General features: G+C 45.1%; 17 protein-coding genes. 5 read left to right on the top strand and 12 right to left on the bottom strand.

The window, feature by feature from the left end; all coding sequences use genetic code 11:
* Positions 1-4: 4 nt before the first annotated feature.
* Positions 5-2797 carry a DNA polymerase I gene (gene polA / locus BS333_RS00685; RefSeq protein ID WP_021710948.1) on the bottom strand — a complete coding sequence of 931 codons (2793 nt, stop codon included), beginning with the start codon at positions 2795-2797 and terminating at the stop codon, positions 5-7.
* A gap of 131 nt (positions 2798-2928) precedes the next feature.
* On the opposite strand from polA, the gene BS333_RS22260 reads away from it, so the two are divergent.
* Positions 2929-3306: a hypothetical protein gene (locus BS333_RS22260; RefSeq protein ID WP_227739117.1), complete on the top strand. Its 378-nt coding sequence runs from the start codon at positions 2929-2931 to the stop codon at positions 3304-3306.
* Between the two features lie 89 nt (positions 3307-3395).
* Here the strand turns inward: BS333_RS22260 and BS333_RS00675 are convergent, their stop codons facing one another.
* Together BS333_RS00675 and hemB are read right to left on the bottom strand one after the other, a co-directional pair.
* Positions 3396-3830 carry a GNAT family N-acetyltransferase gene (locus BS333_RS00675; protein ID WP_021710946.1) on the bottom strand — a complete coding sequence of 145 codons (435 nt, stop codon included), beginning with the start codon at positions 3828-3830 and terminating at the stop codon, positions 3396-3398.
* Positions 3831-3973: 143 nt separating this feature from the next.
* The gene (gene hemB / locus BS333_RS00670) at positions 3974-5017 is read right to left on the bottom strand and encodes a porphobilinogen synthase (protein WP_033004230.1); all 1044 of its coding nucleotides are present in this window, start codon (positions 5015-5017) and stop codon (positions 3974-3976) included.
* A 184-nt stretch (positions 5018-5201) separates the two neighbouring features.
* Between hemB and BS333_RS00665 the strand changes: the two genes are divergently transcribed.
* Entirely contained in the window at positions 5202-5966 is a 765-nt protein-coding gene (locus BS333_RS00665) for a TatD family hydrolase (RefSeq protein ID WP_021710944.1), read from the top strand.
* A gap of 420 nt (positions 5967-6386) precedes the next feature.
* On the opposite strand, the gene tatC is transcribed toward BS333_RS00665, so the two are convergent.
* The 7 genes from tatC to rmuC form a co-directional block, all read right to left on the bottom strand.
* Positions 6387-7133, bottom strand: coding sequence for a twin-arginine translocase subunit TatC (gene tatC / locus BS333_RS00660; protein ID WP_021710943.1), 747 nt, complete (start codon positions 7131-7133; stop codon positions 6387-6389).
* A 67-nt stretch (positions 7134-7200) separates the two neighbouring features.
* Positions 7201-7599: a Sec-independent protein translocase protein TatB gene (tatB, locus tag BS333_RS00655; RefSeq protein WP_021710942.1), complete on the bottom strand. Its 399-nt coding sequence runs from the start codon at positions 7597-7599 to the stop codon at positions 7201-7203.
* A 3-nt stretch (positions 7600-7602) separates the two neighbouring features.
* Entirely contained in the window at positions 7603-7848 is a 246-nt protein-coding gene (gene tatA / locus BS333_RS00650) for a Sec-independent protein translocase subunit TatA (RefSeq protein ID WP_021710941.1), read from the bottom strand.
* Positions 7849-7895: 47 nt separating this feature from the next.
* Complete coding sequence (ubiB, locus tag BS333_RS00645) at positions 7896-9530, bottom strand: ubiquinone biosynthesis regulatory protein kinase UbiB (RefSeq protein ID WP_021710940.1); 1635 nt, start codon at positions 9528-9530, stop codon at positions 7896-7898.
* Positions 9527-10162: a ubiquinone biosynthesis accessory factor UbiJ gene (locus tag BS333_RS00640; protein ID WP_021710939.1), complete on the bottom strand. Its 636-nt coding sequence runs from the start codon at positions 10160-10162 to the stop codon at positions 9527-9529. Before BS333_RS00640 ends, ubiB begins: the two co-directional genes overlap by 4 nt.
* 11 nt (positions 10163-10173) lie before the next feature.
* Complete coding sequence (ubiE, locus tag BS333_RS00635) at positions 10174-10956, bottom strand: bifunctional demethylmenaquinone methyltransferase/2-methoxy-6-polyprenyl-1,4-benzoquinol methylase UbiE (RefSeq protein WP_021710938.1); 783 nt, start codon at positions 10954-10956, stop codon at positions 10174-10176.
* A gap of 78 nt (positions 10957-11034) precedes the next feature.
* Positions 11035-12567, bottom strand: coding sequence for a DNA recombination protein RmuC (gene rmuC, locus BS333_RS00630; RefSeq protein ID WP_021710937.1), 1533 nt, complete (start codon positions 12565-12567; stop codon positions 11035-11037).
* 287 nt (positions 12568-12854) lie between these two features.
* Here rmuC and BS333_RS00625 point away from each other — a divergent pair, with 287 nt between their 5' ends.
* The 3 genes from BS333_RS00625 to BS333_RS00615 are packed head-to-tail and all read left to right on the top strand — an operon-like array spanning position 12855 to position 16101.
* Complete coding sequence (locus BS333_RS00625) at positions 12855-14249, top strand: ethanolamine ammonia-lyase subunit EutB (RefSeq protein WP_021710936.1); 1395 nt, start codon at positions 12855-12857, stop codon at positions 14247-14249.
* A gap of 13 nt (positions 14250-14262) precedes the next feature.
* On the top strand, positions 14263-15162 hold the full coding sequence (eutC, locus tag BS333_RS00620; RefSeq protein WP_021710935.1) for an ethanolamine ammonia-lyase subunit EutC: 900 nt from the start codon (positions 14263-14265) through the stop codon (positions 15160-15162).
* Positions 15163-15192: 30 nt separating this feature from the next.
* Positions 15193-16101, top strand: coding sequence for a DMT family transporter (locus tag BS333_RS00615; RefSeq protein ID WP_021710934.1), 909 nt, complete (start codon positions 15193-15195; stop codon positions 16099-16101).
* A 51-nt stretch (positions 16102-16152) separates the two neighbouring features.
* Here the strand turns inward: BS333_RS00615 and BS333_RS00610 are convergent, their stop codons facing one another.
* A complete protein-coding gene (locus BS333_RS00610) occupies positions 16153-17346 on the bottom strand; it encodes a BaiN/RdsA family NAD(P)/FAD-dependent oxidoreductase (RefSeq protein ID WP_021710933.1) in 1194 nt (397 codons plus the stop codon).
* Between the two features lie 155 nt (positions 17347-17501).
* Complete coding sequence (gene uspB / locus BS333_RS00605; protein WP_021710932.1) at positions 17502-17825, bottom strand: universal stress protein UspB; 324 nt, start codon at positions 17823-17825, stop codon at positions 17502-17504.
* Between the last annotated feature and the right edge of the window lie 36 nt (positions 17826-17861).

Genomic DNA, 17861 nt, shown 5'->3' with positions numbered 1-17861 from the left:
GTGATTAGTGTGCTTGGTCCCAGTTATCACCATGCCCAGCTTCAGCAACCAGAGGCACCTTGAGATCGGCAGCAGACCCCATCAATTCCTGTACTTTACTTTCAATTTCGGACAAAGACGACTCTTCCACTTCAAACACCAATTCATCGTGTACTTGCATCAGAAGTTTCACTCGACCCTTACCTTCTTCTTGAATCCACTGATCAACCAGTAACATTGCTTTCTTAATGATGTCAGCCGCAGTCCCTTGCATCGGTGCGTTTATCGCTGCGCGTTCTGCCGCTTTACGACGCATGCCGTTACGAGATTGAATTTCCGGAAGGTGTAAACGACGGCCAAAAATCGTTTCGACGTAGCCTTGCTCTGAAGCCGCACTGCGTGTGTCTTCCATGTATTGCATCACACCTGGGTAGCGCTCGAAATACTTATCCATGTACGCTTGTGCTTCACCTCGAGAAATGCCCAGTTGTTTTGCCAAACCAAACGCACTCATGCCGTAGATAAGACCGAAGTTAACCGCTTTCGCACGGCGACGTTGCTCACTGGAAACCTCATCAATGGTCACTCCCATGATTTCTGCTGCCGTTGCTGCATGAATATCTTTACCGTCACGGAATGCATCAAGCAGCGCTTGGTCACCTGATAGGTGCGCCATAATACGCAATTCGATTTGAGAGTAATCGACCGCCAGAATCTTGTAACCCGTAGGGGCAACAAATGCCTGACGGATACGACGCCCTTCTTCGTTACGAATTGGAATGTTCTGCAAGTTAGGATCGGTAGATGACAGGCGACCCGTTGCCGTAACCGCTTGGTGGTAAGAAGTATGCACACGGCCCGTTGATGGATTAATCATTTTAGGCAGTTTATCGGTGTAAGTCGACTTAAGCTTCGCCAAACCACGGTATTCCAAGATAAGCTTCGGGAGTGGGTAATCTAGGGCAAGCTCTTGCAGCACTTCTTCATTAGTAGAAGGCGTACCTGATGGTGTCTTTTTGATGACTGGCAGACCCATTTTCTCAAACAGAAGCGCTTGCAGTTGCTTCGGCGAGTTCATGTTGAACTCTTGTTCTGCAATCTCATAGGCTTTCTGCTCAAGCTCATCCAGACGTGCAGCGATCTCTAACGACTGCGCGCTCAGCTTCATGTCGTCAATTAATACTCCGGTGCGTTCAATGCGAGACAACACTGGCACAAGTGGCATTTCGATTTCTTCGTATACGGTTTTTAGCTTTTCATCTTGTTCGATGTTAGCAAATAAACGGTTATGTAGGCGAAGTGTCACGTCCGCATCTTCCGCTGCATATGGAGAAGCTTCATCCAGCTCGATTTGGTTGAAGGTCAGTTGGTTCTTACCTTTACCTGCGATTTGCTCGAATGAAATGCAGCTGTGCTGTAGGAAGCGCAATGCCAAGCTATCCATATCATGCTTGCCACCTACACTGTTGTAAACATAAGACGCCAACATGGTGTCGTGCTTGATGCCTTTCATATCAATGCCGTATCGAGCCAGCACAGATGCATCGTATTTTAGGTTCTGACCGACTTTCGCCTGAGCATCATCTTCAAGAATTGGCTTAAGCTGTGCGAGTACCCAGTCACGATCCAGTTGCTGAGGGGCGTCTAGGTAGTCATGAGCAACAGGCACGTAAGCTGCAATGCCATCATCGGTTGCGAATGATAAGCCCACTAGGTTTGCCACCATGTAATCTAGGCTGTCAGTTTCGGTATCAAACGCAAATAATTCAGACGCTTTTAGTTTGTCTAACCAAGCATTAAATGAAGCTTCATCAAGAATGGTTTCGTATTGGCTACGGTCGATTTTTACCGCCGAAGTGTCCATATTGGCTTCAGATGAAGCTGAACCCCCACGCGCTGCGCCAGTTGATTCATCCGCTTCGACCACACCTGTGCCGCCTTCTAATAGCTCATTCAACCAAGACTTGAACGTCAACTGACCGTACAGTTTGATCAGCTCATCGGTGCTTGGTTGTGCTTTTAGCAATGATTCAGGCGTCTCTTCCAGCTCTACATCCAGCTTGATGGTCGCAAGTTCATAAGACAGTATGGCGTTGTCTTTGTTATCGACGAGCTTCTTCGCCATGGTTTTCGAACCACGGAAGCCAAGTGCCGCGATATCATCAAGGTTTTCGTACAGCTTGGTCAGGCCGCCAATGCCTTGCAACAGTGCCGTTGCGGTTTTATCACCCACACCTGGAACGCCTGGAATATTATCGACTTTATCGCCCATCAACGCTAAATAATCGATGATCAGCTCTGGTGGGATACCAAACTTCTCAATCACACCTTCGCGATCCATCACTACGTTGGTCATCGTGTTGATCAGAGTCACATTGTCATCCACCAACTGGGCCATATCTTTATCACCAGTACTGATCAAAACCGGCATTCCTTGCTGTGATGCTTGGTAAGCCAGTGTACCGATCACATCATCGGCCTCTACACCCGGAATACAGATCAATGGCAGACCCATAGCACGAATAACATTATGTAACGGCTCGATTTGACAACGTAAGTCATCTGGCATTGGTGGTCGATTGGCCTTGTATTCTGGGTACATGTCATCACGGAAGGTTTTACCCTTCGCATCGAAAACCACAGCAATACGCTCAGAAGCAAATTGACGCATCATACTGCGCAGCATGTTCACCACACCATAAACGGCATTAGTTGGGATATCACCGTTGCTCATTGTGCCGGGGTAAGCGTGGAAAGCGCGATAGAGGTAGGAAGATCCATCGATAAGAATCAAAGGGTTTTCAGGAATACTTGCCATAATTGTCTGTATCCAAATCAGTACTTAAAAGATCTGCTTAGGATGCCACGACTGGTGCCTTGAATCTATCTTGTTCGTTTGATCCTAGCAACGGAAATGGGTAATTTTTTGCTGTTAGTCCCACCTTGCCTGTGGATAACTCTGTTTACAAAAAATATTCACTGCTTATTAATAATTATAAAAAACGAACAAAAAATAAATTAAGTATCTGTTATTTAATTAATTTCATCAAACCAACAAGAAAGATCAATGATCCAGAAATGATCATGAGGTGTGGAAAAGTTACGCTACCTATCGTCAATGTGAATCTCAGAAAAGAAAAAAGCGACCCGATTGGATCGCCTAGCAGAATTGGTAAAACTGTTTTCTTGGATACGCAGTTTGACCAAGAAGCTATAAATTACACTGGAAGCAATGTGAGCAATGTCGTGTCAAAAAGAATGCGCGCAAGTGTTAAGCAGGCAAGCTTGCTATTCATGGAATATGAACTGACAAGTTTACTTGATTAATTAACCCGTTCGACTCTCTCAGACGCCGTTAATAATAATGATTCTCATTTAACAGTCAAGCCTTAAATGAGAAATAATCTCATTTATTTTCACAGCGCTTTAATAAAGTGAATTCTTGACTCACGAATATTAGCCTTTTCATCTATCTTTTCAATTAGATAATCATTTCTTAATAGTAGGCGAAGCATAGCAGGGAACTGATTACGTGATTTTACTTTTAACGTTTTATAACCTTGTTCGCTAACCCATTCTTCTTGAGCTTCCAGCAAAGTCTGCGCAACGCCTTCATTACGAGCACCAGCAACGACCCCACCGAGCCAACTATAGAACGTACTGTTATCCAGCTCATATCCGATTTTAAAGCCTAAAATAGCCCCTGATTTTTCTGCTATCAAGAGCAAATATTTTTTATCCCCAATACGCTCTGCCAGTGATTCAACCGTCTCTGTATTAGTAAATTCTGTCACACTCGTGACTACTTGGAGCACTTCCTCAAATGTGCCTTCACGAATCAACATCGTCATTATTTTTCTCTCCAGAAATAAAAATACCCAAGTCACTTCAAACGCTATATATCCAGGTTAGTGGGTATATATTCATTTGAGGTTACTTGGGTATAAGAAAAGCGACAATAGTTGTCAGCTTCTATTTTCTCACAGAGCGATAATTACTCTTCAACTAAATGCTGCGAAATCTGCAGGCTATCCTGAGCTAACCACTGGGCAACGTCTTTGGCAAAGTAAGTTAAAATGCCGTCTGCCCCTGCACGCTTAAAGCACAATAACGATTCCATCACCGTATCGCGCTCTTTTAACCAGCCATTCTCGAAGGCCGCTTTATGCATAGCGTACTCACCAGAGACCTGATAAGCAAACGTCGGAACTTGAAGTTCATTCTTAACTCGACGAACAATATCTAGATATGGCATACCTGGCTTGACCATTACCATATCCGCTCCTTCGTTGATGTCGAGCGCGACTTCTTGCAAAGCTTCATCACTGTTGGCAGGATCCATTTGGTAGTTTTTCTTATTGCCACCTTTTAAGTTAGACGCTGAGCCCACAGCATCACGGAATGGACCGTAATAGCTTGACGCATATTTTGCAGAGTAAGCCATGATCTGAGTATGAATATAGCCTGCCTCTTCAAGTGCCTCACGAATCTTACCAATCCGTCCGTCCATCATATCTGAAGGGGCAACCACGTCAGCTCCTGCTTCTGCATGAGACAGCGCCTGTTTAACCAGAACATCTGTGGTTTCATCATTAAGAACATAGCCTTCTTCATCAATGATGCCATCTTGGCCATGGGTGGTAAAAGGATCTAAAGCGACATCAGTAATCACACCGATCTGAGGCACATGTTGCTTCAATTCACGTACGGCTCTTTGGACTAGCCCTTCTGGGTTGTATGCTTCTGCGGCACATAGACTTTTTGCATCCTGATTGACGACAGGAAAAAGGGCAATCGCTGGAATACCTAAATTGGCTAAGTATTGCGCCTCTTCCAACATTAAATCGATCGATAAGCGCTCGATTCCTGGCATAGAGTCCACACTTTCTCGACGACCTTTACCCATTAAAATGAACATTGGATAAATCAAATCATTGACCGATATTTGGTTCTCAGCCATCAGACGGCGACTAAAATCATGCTTGCGCATACGACGCATACGACGTGCTGGAAAGGGACCTTGAATTGATACTGACACCATAATCTCCTTGTCTGGATAGTGGGGATGAGCAAATCACTTAAGAGCAAAATCATATCATTCTTGATAGGGCTTGCGAGTATCAATATGAAAAAATGGACTGAAAAAACCAAAAATGACCCGGAACGCACACTAAAGTATACTGATCATTAATTTAATCTAACGACAGCCATAGAGAAAAAAGATGATCGATACCCATGCACATATTTATGCCAGCGAATTTGATAACGACCGTGATGATGTCGTCAAACGTGCTTTAGATCAGGGCATTAGCCAAATACTTCTGCCTAACATCGATCTCGACTCTATCGCTCCTATGCTCCAAACAGAAGCGACTTATCCTGATGTTTGCCGTTCTATGATGGGTTTGCATCCTTGCTACGTGGATGGCAACGTTGAACAAACATTGGCCATCATCCGTGATTGGTTTAATCAGCACAATTTTATTGCTGTCGGTGAAATCGGTATCGATCTCTATTGGGACAAAACTTATCGTGCCGAACAAGAAATGGCCTTTGTCAGCCAATTAAACTGGGCAAAAGAGCTGGATCTGCCCGTCGTAATCCACACCCGTGATTCGATCGAAGAAACGCTGGCCTTATTACGTCAAGAACAAGACGGTCGACTAAGAGGTGTCTTTCATTGTTTTGGTGGCAGCATTGAAGAAGCAAGATCCATCAACGAGTTAGGTTTTCATCTAGGTATTGGCGGTGTTTCAACGTTTAAAAATGGCGGGATGGATAAAGTCATTCCAGATTTGGATATGAACTGGGTAATTCTTGAAACCGATTGCCCTTATCTGGCTCCTGTTCCTCATCGAGGTAAACGTAATGAACCTGCTTATACTTCTTTAGTCGCGGCACGAATTGCGGAATTAAGGCAAGATAGCATTGAAAATATTGATATTCTCACGACAGCCAATGCCGGCGCTTTGTTCAACTTAACCTAACAACAGCCAATTAACCGACCAATAATGGGATTAGTATCACACAATAGATGTATGGCATTTACATACTAAACTAATGACATATATATTTCCGAAAAAATAAGAACATATAGGGAATCGTATGTGTCAACATGGTGAGCATCTCAAACGTCATCAACGCCATTGGCTGCAAAAGCTGATAGGGATTAAAGAGATCTATATCTGCCAAAACTGTGGTTACAAATTAACCTTGCGATAAAGATCATCGCACTTATTCAGCAAGGTCTTTCGCTCTTATACCAATCACTCACCACTGTCAAAGTCAGACCGAAAGACCAACAGACTCCATACCCAAGTAACCTGAGTATCAATTGCTAGAGAAAACAAAAAAGCGGCTAAGAAAAACTCAGCCGCTTTTTTGATTCATGTTGGATAAACTGCTGCTTAATCTTCTTCCGCTTCTTGTGGTTCTGAACGTACATAAAAGCGGGCAAAAAATAGCCCTACTTCAAATAACAAGCACATTGGAATCGCCAGTAGCGTTTGCGAAATAATATCCGGAGGAGTAAGCAACATCCCAACAATGAATGCCGCGACAACAATATACGGCCTTTTCTCACTCAAGCTTTTCGGCGTCGTCGCCCCTGTCCAGCACAGTAAAATAATGGCAACAGGCACTTCAAATGCAATACCAAATGCCATAAACAAAGCTAAAACAAAATCCAGATAACTAGAAATGTCCGTGGCAAACTCAACCCCACCCAAAGAAATTGCAGTAAAGAAGCCAAATACGAGTGGAAAGACAACAAAATAAGCAAAAGCAACACCGCAATAAAACAGTAAAGAGCTCGAAAAAAGTAACGGCATCACTAAACGGCGCTCATGCTTATATAGGCCTGGCGCAACAAAAGCCCACACTTGATAAAGTATGAAAGGTACCGCGACAAACACTGAAGCGATAAGCGTCAGTTTTAAGGGGGTAAAGAAAGGCGATGCTACATCGGTAGCAATCATCGTCGCCCCCTCAGGCAATCTTTCAACCAAAGGTGCGGAAATAAACTCATAAATGTAATTAGAAAAGTAAATCAGCCCAATGAACACCACTAAGACCGCCAATATACAGCGTAATAGTCGATTGCGGAGTTCTAATAGGTGACTGATTAAAGGCTGTGTCTGCTCAACAGTCGACATGGCAAACCTCTTATGTAAAACCTGATCAAAAAGGAGCTACTTGGTCGAGCAGCTCCTCATTATGGGACTATTCGGCTTTTTCATCAGCCGCTGTCACTTTCGCCTCTTTCACTCTGCCATCGTGATTAATGTCAGTTGGCTTTGCAGTCGAGTCAGCTTCCGTGGCCGTTGGCTTCGCATAAGGGCGCTGGACCGATTGGGCCGCTTTCTTGAGTTCATCAACCGAAGATTTTAGTTCAGGAGAAATGTCTTCCATCCCCATTCTTTCGGCCTTACGCAAGTTTTCTTGCAACTCTTGAACCCTTAGCTCGTGTGAGAGTTCATCTTTCACACTGTTCGCCATCTTTTTGGCTGAGCCGATAAAGCGGGTCACACTACGAATCGCATGTGGCAGGCGCTCTGGCCCAAGCACAACAAGGCCAACCACAGAGATCAATACCAGTTCCCAAAAACCGATATCAAACACGTTCTATGCCTGCTCTTTATCTTTTTTAACGTCAGAAGTGGCTTCTTTCTTCTGCGTTTCTTCTAAGCTTTTTGTTTCAAAGTCAGCGTCTTTAGTCTTATTACTGGCTTCGTCATCACTCATAGCTTTTTTGAAGCCTTTCACAGCACCACCGAGATCACCGCCGATACCACGGAGTTTCTTCGTCCCAAATAGCAGCACAACAATTACGGCAATAATAAGAAGTTGCCAAACACTAATACCACCCATCTTATACACCTCGGTAGTTAAGTAAAAAGAATTCAATAGCTTAACGTTTATTTACGATAAACTCGCCAACTTAGCATCCAAAATGTGAAGCCAATTGCAAAACTTCCACTAGACAAAAGAGGCAGTTCACTATCTAACAATATGGCTGAGCATATTATCAATGTTGCCCCAATCCCAAAAAGAAAGCGCCCTGTTGCCTGCTGGCGTTTGCTTTCTCGGTAACCATGATACAAAGCATCGATACGTTGATTCATGGCTTTACCCTGCCTAAGGCTATCGTAGAGCAGTTCTGGTAGTTCTGGCAATTTTTCTGCCCAAAACGGCGCACGATCTTTGATAGCATTCAATAAAGCTTGTGGCCCAACTTGGTTCATCATCCACTGTTCAAGGAAAGGCTTGGCGGTCTCCCACAGATCCAATTGTGGATAAAGTTGGCGACCTAAGCCTTCGACATACAACAAGGTTTTTTGCAACAACACCAATTGCGGTTGCACTTCCATATTGAACCGTCGGGCGGTGTTAAATAAATTCAACAACACATGCCCAAAAGAGATTTCACACAATGGCTTAGCAAAAATAGGCTCACACACAATTCGAATGGCAAATTCAAACTCATCGACATTGGTATCTGCAGGAACCCATCCGGAATCAACATGTAATTCCGCGACTCGGCGATAATCACGATTAAAAAATGCCAAAAAGTTTTCAGCTAAATAACGCTTATCTTCGCTATTGAGCGTGCCTACAATGCCGCAATCCAGCCCAATCCACATTGGGTTATCGGGATGTTCTGGTTTGACAAAAACATTACCGGGGTGCATGTCCGCATGGAAAAAGCTGTCTCGAAACACTTGGGTAAAGAACACGCTCACACCACGCTCCGCTAACAGCTTCATGTTGGTGCCGTTGGCCTTTAGCCCTTCGATATCGGAGACCTGAATTCCATATATACGCTCAGAAACCATGACCGTTTCGTTGCTAAAATCAGGGTAAACTTCAGGAACGTACAACTCTTGGCTATCAGCAAAGTTACGTCTGAGCTGAATCGCATTCGCGGCTTCACGGCGCAGATCCAACTCATCAAGTAAGGTCTTTTGGTACTCACGAACCACTTCTACTGGCTTTAGCCGACGCGTAGCTGGCATTGCTTTGGACACTATACGTGCCAAACGGTGCATCAGTTTTAGATCTGAATCAATAATAGGGCGAATATCAGGGCGAATAACTTTCAGTACCACTTCTTGCCCGTTTTCTTTTAAACGTGCAGTGTGTACCTGAGCGATCGAAGCAGAAGCCAATGGTTGAAGATCAAAATCGCTAAACCACTGAGAGATAGGCCCACCAAGCGCTTGCTCAATTTGTTGTAGAGCCAGTTGCCCATCAAACGGGGTCACTTGGTCTTGCAGTAAGGCTAAAGGATCGGCAATGTGAGGAGGAAATAAATCACGACGCGTCGACATCATCTGACCAAACTTAATCCACACCGGGCCCAATGCCTGCAAAGCCAAACGCAGTCGCTCACCTAAAGGTTTGTCTGGGTGTTGATTCTTAATCCAAAACAGACTTTTACGCATCAATAATGGTGCTTGCGTTAATTTGTGCTCCGGTAATAGCTCATCCAGCCCATATTCAAGCTGGATTTTTATAATCTGGTATAAACGTTTAATCTCTGTTGGCGTCATGGTTTCTCCACAGGTGAAGACGTGGATTCTACCTGTTGAATCAAAGCATCCAAGCGAGCAGCCACACACGATGCTTGACTACGTAGGTCATCCACTTGGTCGCAAAAATGCGTTACTTCCAGCGCTCCGGGCGCTAATTTCCATTCTTCAGTCAGCACTTGACCAAAATGACGTTGATGCTTTTCAGTCTGCGCAGAAAAAAAGCGTCCGACACTCTTTGTGCTTTGAACTAACGTATGCGCCACTACATCTCCCGTAAGGCGGGATAGCCACTCTTCAATGTCCGGCTTACAATCGACCATTAACTGTGAAAATTTCTGCGCCAGTTGAATATCACCTTCTAATTCAAGCTTCTCTTGCTTGATCAGTCGCGTAATATTGGCTTGTTCACGCAATTCAGGTAACACACTCAAGTTTAGCGATAAGTAACAATCCGGCTGACCTTCATAGTCAGCCAGCACATCAATTTGCTGACTGAAGATAAATGTCAGGGTCTGGTTGACTTCTTTTAGGTGCACCTGAATCGCCTGCCCTTTTAAACGAGCTAAACGGCGCACCAAAGCTGGGTCATCTTGAATCAGGGTATTTAACGACGTTTCTATTACAGCCGTCATCAAGGGTTGAAATGGCATAGCGGATATCCTTAAAACTTGTAGCCACGATGCAGCGCTACAATACCACCCGTCAGGTTATAGTATTTGGTGTTTTCGAAGCCAGCTTCGACCATCATGCCTTCCAGTGTGGTTTGATCAGGGTGCATGCGAATAGACTCAGCTAAATAGCGGTAGCTGTCAGCGTCGTTCGCGACAAGTTCGCCTATTTTCGGTAGCAAATGGAAAGAGTAAGCATCGTATATCTTCGACAGCGGTTCTAGAATGGGTTTGGAGAATTCCAGCACCAATAGGCGGCCACCAGGCTTTAAGACTCGGAACATAGAGCGTAGAGCCTTATCTTTATCGGTCACGTTACGCAGGCAGAAGCTAATGGTAATCACATCAAAATAATCATCTGGAAATGGCAGTTCTTCAGCGTTGGCTTGCACATAATGCACATTACCAACAATCCCATTGTCACGCAGCTTATCACGACCCACATTCAGCATTGAGTTGTTGATATCAGCTAAAATCACATGCCCTTGCTCGCCAACAATACGCGAGAATTTCGCGGTTAAGTCGCCAGTACCCCCACCAAGATCAAGAATACGTTGTCCCGGACGTGCACCACTGCAGTCAATCGTAAAACGCTTCCAAAGACGATGAACACCGCCCGACATTAAATCATTCATAATGTCGTACTTTGCTGCGACTGAGTGGAAAACTTCAGCAACTTTGGTCACTTTTTCTTCTTTGGCCACTGTGGTAAAACCAAAGTGGGTGGTATCGTTATCGTCTAAGGTTTTATTGGGTTGCACGTTTGTGTCCGTCATTTTCATTCCTCTTTGGCAGCACTGACATCACATGGGACGCTGACTCACATTATTCTACGCCCACGACACTGCAGGCGATTAGTTTACTTTATCCTCACCCGGATGTCTTTCTACTAAAGAAGCATTTTCCGAAAATGCCTCACTCTGTGCCAGTTGGCTAAGGTTCGGAGAAATCGGACGTTTTACCTCGACCCCTAGCTGCTTAAAACTTTCGGCTTGACGAATCACATTGCCACGCCCTGTGGCGAGTTTATTCATCGCCCCTTGATAGCTCTGGTTCGCCTTATCCAATGCCCCACCGAGGCCTTCCATATCATCAATAAATAAGCGCAGCTTGTCATACAGCTTAGCTGCACGTTCAGCGATCAATTGCGCGTTTTCATTCTGGCGCTCGTTACGCCATAAGTTATCAATCGTACGTAGTGCCACCAGCAATGTGGTCGGACTGACTAAAATAATATTTTGCTCCATCGCTTCTTTGACCAAACTAGGATCAGCTTGAATCGCGACTTGGAAAGCGGGCTCTACAGGAATAAACATCAGCACATAATCAAGGCTCTGAATGCCTTTTAGCTGATGATAGTCTTTTAGACTCAATCCTTTGATATGGGCACGTAACGCCGCCAAATGATCATTAAGTGCGTGTTGACGTTGCCTGTCATTGTCGGCATTGAAATAGCGCTCGTAGGCCACTAGGGTCATTTTAGAATCGACAACAACCTGTTTATTTTGTGGCAAATGCACGATGACATCAGGCTGGTAACGTTTACCTGCTTCATTTTGCAAGCTAACTTGTGTTTGGTATTCATGCCCTTCGCGTAGACCTGACTCAGCGAGTACGCGGGCTAAAACGACTTCGCCCCAGTTACCTTGCTGTTTATTGTCCCCTTTTAGCGCCTGAGTCAAATTGACCGCCTCTTGGGTCATCTGCTCATTCAAACGCTGTAAGTTTTTCAATTCATGAACGAGAGTGTGGCGCTCTTTCGCTTCTTGGCTAAAGCTATCATTAACTTGCTTTTTAAACCCTTCTAGTTGTTCTTTAAGCGGCGACAAAAGCCCTTCTAAGCTTTGGCGATTTTGCACATCAACCTTGGCGGTTTTTTCTTCGAATAATTGGTTGGCTAAGTGCTCAAACTGTTGTTTTAAGCGAGCTTCAGCTTGCTCAAGGATCTGCAATTTATCTGCATTGGCTTGGTTGATCTGTTCATGGCGCACTTGCTGCTCACGAAGTTGCGTTTCAAGACGAGATTTATGCTCTCGCATTTGACCCAATTCATCAAAATATTGTTGGCGCTCTTGTTTCACCGCTTCGAAATAACGCAGCTTTTCCATCGCAGCCATCAATTTTCCGTGAGTTTGCCTCACATCAAACGCCGCTTTATCTCGTGCGTCATCCAAATCGTCCAACTCTTGTTGTGCCTGCTCTAAGCTGTGATTGACTTGTTCAAGCTGTTGTTGATGAAGCTGCTTTTCGGAGCTGAGTTGCTGCTCCAGCAGTTGAGTTTGGGTAATAAAGCGTTGTTTGACCCACCAACCCACGGCGACGCCGCTAACGGTTGCAGAAAAAAGTGATGAGAGGATCAAAGATTGATGCTCAAGAATCCATTGCATAGTAATCCACTAGCCTATATGTCTTTATCTCCAATAATGGTATTTTCACACTGGATAAATGTCCAGTTTGTTGGCTAAAAATCCTCACTAACAAGTGGCTTACTGGCTCACGTAAACCATACGTCCTGCCTTTCACGGCTCTACATCTCAGGGTTCCACATGAACTTTAACTCAGCGTCAAAGAGTGAAAAAAAAGTAATAAAAATATTATTTTCAGTCACTTACTAAAAAACACCATCATTATGCTCTACAGTAGATAATCGACACGTTTACTGGCAGGAACGCACATGACACGCACATTTCGTCGACAACAAGGAAACCAAGTTTACTTATTTCATTCTCTCGCGGAGTTAATGGCTAAGGCGACACCAGAACGCTCAGGGGATCGATTAGCGGGATTAGCGGCAGATTCCGCTACAGAACGTGTGGTCGCTCAGATGACACTCGCCGATCTACCGCTGCAGACGTTTCTGACCGAATCCGTCATTCCATATGAACTCGATGAAGTAACTCGCTTAATTATTGACAACCATGATGCCGTGGCTTTTGCCCCTATTGCACATTTTACTGTGGGTGATTTTCGAGATTGGTTACTCAGCGATCACGTCGATGGTTCCCAGTTAGCGCTGGTTCGAGATGGCATCACACCAGAAATGGCGGCTGCGGTTTGTAAAATCATGCGCAATCAAGATTTGATTTTGGTCGCCAAAAAGTGTCAAGTGATCACCGCATTTCGTAATACTATTGGTTTGCCTAATCGGATGTCTACTCGACTGCAGCCCAATCATCCCACAGACGACATCAGTGGTATCGCTGCCAGTATTTTTGACGGATTGATGTACGGAAGTGGTGATGCGGTGATTGGTATTAATCCTGCTACCGATAACCTTGCCCAAGTAACCGACCTGCTCAACATGCTCGATGAAGTTATCCAACATTATCGCATCCCAACCCAATCTTGTGTGCTCACTCACGTAACCAATATCATCCAAACGATCGAAAGAGGCGCTCCCGTCGATCTGGTTTTTCAATCGATTGGCGGCACGGAGGGGACCAATCGCGCTTTTGGTATTGACCTTGCTCTATTAAAAGAGGCACAACAAGCCGCTTTATCCCTCAATCGCGGCACGATCGGCAACAATGTAATGTATTTCGAGACAGGTCAAGGCACTTCTCTCTCTGCCAATGCCAATCATCATGTTGATCAGCAGACCTGCGAAGCTCGAGCATACGCGGTTGCCAAACAATTTTCGCCTCTTTTGGTTAATACGGTCGTCGGATTTATTGGCCCTGAGTATCTGTATGACGGCAAACAAATTATTCGAGCAGGGTTGGAAGATCACTTCTGCGCAAAGCTACTTGGGTTACCCATGGGCTGTGATATCTGCTACACCAACCATGCTTTTGCTGATCAAAATGACATGGACAATTTACTGACCTTACTGGCAGTCGCTGAGTGTTCTTTTATTATGGGGATCCCCGGCTCCGATGACATTATGCTTAATTATCAAACCACCTCTTTTCATGATGCTTTGTACGCGAGAAAAGTCCTTAATCTGCAGCCTGCTCCTGAGTTTGAGTCTTGGCTGAAAGAAATGCGTATCTTTGAGCATCGACAAGGGAGTCATTTACCTCGTCACCTTGACCCTCGTTGGGCCCAGTTGCTTGAACCAAGCTATTAAAGAGAATCTACTGATGCAAGCAAAAAAACCGCACTCCATGAATCACATTGTGATTGAGAATCCTTGGCTGCCTTTGCGTGAAATGACCGCAGCACGTATCGCTATCGGCCGTAGCGGAACCAGTTTACCTACCCAAGAATTACTCACCTTTCAGCTAGACCATGCGCAAGCGATCGATGCCGTACATAGTCAACTGGATAGCGCATTACTGAGTAGAAAGCTGAGTAATAGCCGCGAGATCGATGCCCTTTTCCCCGAGCAGATTTTCTTGTTAGACAGCCAAGCTCAAGATCGTATGACTTATCTACAACGTCCCGACCTTGGTAAGCAATTATCACCCCCAGCATATCAACGCTTAGCCCAGTATTCACAACAAGTTTCATCCCGTATCAATCTGGCTGTCGTCATTGCGGACGGGCTTTCTGCAACGGCCATTGCTGAACATGCCACGCCTTTTTTACAACGCTTGAGCTATGAGCTGCATAACGACCCCATATTCAACTGGGCATGCGCACCACTCAATATCGTTCGCCAAGGCCGAGTTGCCGTAGGCGATGATGTCTGTGATGCACTGCAAGCGGATATTGTCTTAGTATTAATTGGTGAGCGGCCAGGATTAAGCTCTCCTGATAGCATGGGGCTTTACCTGACTTGGCAGGCCAAATCTGGCACAAATGATGCTCAAAGAAATTGCATTTCGAACATTCGCCCACAAGGATTAAGCTACAGTGATGCGTGTCATAAGGCACTCTATCTGCTGCGTCAATTGCGCCGGCAGCAGCAATCAGGCGTGGAAGTCAAAGATAATAGCGTCCTATCAGAGCAAGCTGGCCAAAAAACATTGAATGATAAGCGCACTTTTTGCTTAATCAAAACCAAGTCCTCGAATACACTCTCAACACACGATAATTAGCCACTACGCTATCCACGACACAGAGGCACTATGAACGAGCAACGCGCTCTTATTTTTGGACTTTCCGCAGTATTACTTTGGTCGACTGTGGCTACCGCTTTTAAACTGACGTTAGCCGAGTTTAGCCCCATTCAGATGCTCACCATCGCGAGCATTGTGTCCGCTTTCGCCCTTGTTATCGTATGCAGCATACAAAAAAAGCTGCATTTATTAGGTAAGACTTTCCGCGCCAAACCTTACTATTATTTACTGCTTGGTTTGGTCAACCCACTGGCTTACTACCTGATCTTATTTAAGGCTTACTCGTTGCTGCCTGCTTCCCAAGCCCAAGCGATCAATTACAGTTGGGCCATTACCTTAACTCTTATGGCGGCGATATTCTTAGGGCAAAAAATTCGAGCAAGAGATTGGGTTGCTTGTGCATTCAGTTACTTGGGCGTGATTGTCATTGCCACCGAAGGGGATGTTTTGGGCATGACGTTTGAAAGTCCTCTGGGGGTGGGTTTGGCCCTGTTATCGACGTTACTCTGGGCCAGCTATTGGATTCTCAACACCAAAAATACCGCAGATCCTGTGGTTGGCGTATTGCTTGGTTTTTTGGTCGCGATTCCATTTGCTATTGCCATCAGCCTTTACGAAGGGGCCAATTGGCAGCACATCACCTTTAAGGGCTGGGCGGCGGTCACCTATGTGGGGTTATTCGAAATGGGCATTACGTTTGTTTTGTGGCTCTCTGCCCTCAAACTGACACAAAATACCGCCCGTATCAGTAATCTTATTTTTGCTTCACCGTTTATTTCACTTATTTTGCTGGCGACCATCATTGGGGAGACGATTCATCCAGCGACGCTCATTGGGCTGGTTCTGATTATCTTCGGTCTGGTTATCCAGCAATGGAAACCACGCAAAAACTCAGCCAAGACGACCGCATCGCAATAAATCTTCCGCTATCGGGCAACATCCTATTATCGAGCCCGATAGCGTGATTACTTACACTCGCTGCCCCGCAACAAAGCCGCTCGACCAACACCATTGGAAATTGTAGCCACCTAACCAGCCAGTGACATCCATCACTTCACCGATAAAGTACAAGCCTTTGATGTTCTTGCATTCCATGGTTTTTGATGACAAGTGATCAGTATCCACGCCACCTAACGTGACTTCAGCAGTGCGATAACCTTCGGTGCCATTTGGCGCGACGATCCAGTTCTCTAAACGCTCAACAATGGCGCTAAGCTCTTTTGGATTAAGCTGTTTAAGCGGTTTATCCGCCAGTTCTTTGCGCTCTATCAACACTTCAACCAGACGCTTTGGCAACACTTTGGCTAAGGTATTTTTTAGGCTTTGATTAGGATGCTTTTCTCGGCTGCGTTCGAGCAATTGCGTCACATCGTCATTCGGCACGAGGTTAATTGATACTTTTTGCCCTGCTTTCCAGAATGAAGAGATTTGCAGTACCGATGGGCCAGATAAACCACGGTGAGTAAATAATAAGGCCTCTTTGAACATGGTCCCGTCTTGAGCTGTAATCTCAGTGGGAATCGCGATACCAGAAAGCTCAGCAAAGTCTTCTTTGTCTTCTTTATGCAGAGTGAATGGCACCAGGCCTGCTGTAGTGGCAATCACCGGAATATCAAACTGCTCGGCCACTTTATAGCCAAATGGCGTGGCTCCCAATTTCGGCATTGACAGACCACCTGTCGCGATCACCAAAGAGTCACATTCAATCGGTTCAGTACCTGCATGCAGACGGAAGCCCACGTCGGTTTTCTCAATCGAATGGACATCACATTGATAACGCTGTTGAATGTTTGGCATGTCGCACTCTGCTAGGAGCATCTTAACGATGTCTTTCGCGGTAAACGCATCAACACAGAACAGCTGTCCGTGGTCACGCTCTTCAAATTCGATACCGTGCTTGCTCACTAAAGAGATAAAATCCCAGTTGGTGTATTGAGACAAAGCGGACTTTACGAAATGTGGGTTTTGGCATAAGTAATGGTTTGATTCAACATCGTAGTTAGTGAAGTTACAACGGCCACCACCTGAGATAAGGATTTTACGCCCTGGTTTTTTGGCATGATCAAGTACCAGTACGCTACGTCCACGTTTGCCAGCTTCCGCCGCACACATCAAACCCGCAGCCCCTGCGCCAATTACAACAACATCAAATTTCTTACTCATTGGTAACGCTCAATTACTTATTTGGTTGGCTTTGTGCAAAACCTGAAAAATAAAAAAGGATGTGCGTGGTGCACATCCTTGCTTTTTACTTGTTCATTCTACCGATAAATCGTGACTGGGAAAAGCGCTTAAATCAGCGGCGCAAATCGACTGGGTCAAAGGATAAAAGCGGCAAGCAAGGTCACGCCAAGCAATGCAGCCGATAAAATGAATAACCCACGCACACGCTCACACTTACCAGTAAAGATCTCATCATGATGATGATGATATTCTTTACTTTTAATGTAATGGAATAACCGGACTTGCTTGGTCACATTGCCGTGGGTAGTAAAAAAACCATTACCATCCACTTGTTGATAGAGTAAAGGGTGTGCCTCTCGCATAATGTAAATCAAAGAGCGAAGTGCGGTAAAATAGCGAGCCATGTTCACTGCTGTCACGGCCATGAGTGCCATCAAGATAGTATCACCACTGATCATCTTTTCCTCCCTACATCTTCACTTATGCTCAAGAGA

It is taken from the genome of Vibrio azureus (assembly GCF_002849855.1).
In the GTDB taxonomy this organism is placed as follows: Bacteria; Pseudomonadota; Gammaproteobacteria; order Enterobacterales; family Vibrionaceae; genus Vibrio; species Vibrio azureus.
The sequence above is the reverse complement of the archived record's forward strand: the minus strand, read 5'-3'. Positions and strand labels throughout refer to the sequence as shown.

Bases quoted from the DNA above. Each gene is read 5' to 3' on its own strand.
- polA (WP_021710948.1), bottom strand. From the start codon at position 2,797: ATGGCAAGTATTCCTGAAAACCCTTTGATTCTTATCGATGGATCTTCC.
- BS333_RS00675 (WP_021710946.1), bottom strand. From the start codon at position 3,830: ATGACGATGTTGATTCGTGAAGGCACATTTGAGGAAGTGCTCCAAGTA.
- BS333_RS00665 (WP_021710944.1), top strand. From the start codon at position 5,202: ATGATCGATACCCATGCACATATTTATGCCAGCGAATTTGATAACGAC.
- tatC (WP_021710943.1), bottom strand. From the start codon at position 7,133: ATGTCGACTGTTGAGCAGACACAGCCTTTAATCAGTCACCTATTAGAA.
- tatA (WP_021710941.1), bottom strand. From the start codon at position 7,848: ATGGGTGGTATTAGTGTTTGGCAACTTCTTATTATTGCCGTAATTGTT.
- ubiB (WP_021710940.1), bottom strand. From the start codon at position 9,530: ATGACGCCAACAGAGATTAAACGTTTATACCAGATTATAAAAATCCAG.
- BS333_RS00640 (WP_021710939.1), bottom strand. From the start codon at position 10,162: ATGCCATTTCAACCCTTGATGACGGCTGTAATAGAAACGTCGTTAAAT.
- ubiE (WP_021710938.1), bottom strand. From the start codon at position 10,956: ATGACGGACACAAACGTGCAACCCAATAAAACCTTAGACGATAACGAT.
- rmuC (WP_021710937.1), bottom strand. From the start codon at position 12,567: ATGCAATGGATTCTTGAGCATCAATCTTTGATCCTCTCATCACTTTTT.
- BS333_RS00625 (WP_021710936.1), top strand. From the start codon at position 12,855: ATGACACGCACATTTCGTCGACAACAAGGAAACCAAGTTTACTTATTT.
- eutC (WP_021710935.1), top strand. From the start codon at position 14,263: ATGCAAGCAAAAAAACCGCACTCCATGAATCACATTGTGATTGAGAAT.
- BS333_RS00615 (WP_021710934.1), top strand. From the start codon at position 15,193: ATGAACGAGCAACGCGCTCTTATTTTTGGACTTTCCGCAGTATTACTT.
- BS333_RS00610 (WP_021710933.1), bottom strand. From the start codon at position 17,346: ATGAGTAAGAAATTTGATGTTGTTGTAATTGGCGCAGGGGCTGCGGGT.
- uspB (WP_021710932.1), bottom strand. From the start codon at position 17,825: ATGATCAGTGGTGATACTATCTTGATGGCACTCATGGCCGTGACAGCA.